Annotated in this window: 1 protein-coding gene; it reads right to left on the reverse strand. The window is 55.2% G+C overall.

The genetic code is table 11. The features are described from left to right. Nucleotides 1-70 precede the first annotated feature (70 nt). The coding region (virG, locus tag NKI10_RS30875; RefSeq protein WP_352862614.1) for a two-component system response regulator VirG at nt 71-796 on the reverse strand (726 nt) is incomplete at its 5' end.

Here is a 796-nt window from a genome sequence, read left to right on the forward strand (position 1 = left end):
AATTGATCAGGCTGGTACTGTTGGAAGGCTTGATCAGCCTCGTCACCCCAATCTCCAGCATAGCTCACTGTCACGCGGCCAACGTGCCTCCGTAGCTAACATCTACGTCAGCGTTGAAGAAGTACCCTGCGCCACGGGATGTTTTGACCAGGCGAGGGTTGGCCGCATCAGCCTCCAGCTTTCGGCGCAAGCGCATGATTAGGACATCGATACTTCGATCGTACACCTCTTCTCCACGCACACGGCTCGCGAGCAAAAGCCGTTCTCTGGATAGCACGTTGCGGGGGTTCTCCAGAAATGCGATTAAGAGATTGAACTCACATGCGGTAAGCTTGACCTCGCCACGCTCCGCACAGATCAGTCGCCGCTGCTTCACGCTGAGCTTCCAGGCCCCAAAGCGAAATGAGCGCTGCTCTCTGGTTCGCGGACTAGAAATGCGCTGGCGTAGCGCTACTCGAATGCGGGCCAAGAATTCGCGCATCCCGAAAGGCTTGGGAATGAAATCGGTTGCGCCGAGCTCCAGTGCAACCACTTTTTCCGCCTCATCAAGCCGGTCGCCGCTGATCACTATGATAGGAACATCCGATTTTGTCGCCAGATTGCGGACGATCGCAAGTCCATCCTCCCGGCCTAGGTTAAGGTCAACAACCACGAGATCGACTGGCTCACGTGAAAGAACATAGTCAAACTGCTTGCTATCGTGGACTGCGGTTACCTTCAGGGCATGCATCGTGAGATACTCGGCGATGAGGCGCCGCATTGCGGCATCATCGTCAATGACAAGAACATGTTTCAA

Source organism: Mesorhizobium sp. M0802 (assembly GCF_040320115.1).
GTDB lineage: Bacteria > Pseudomonadota > Alphaproteobacteria > Rhizobiales > Rhizobiaceae > Mesorhizobium.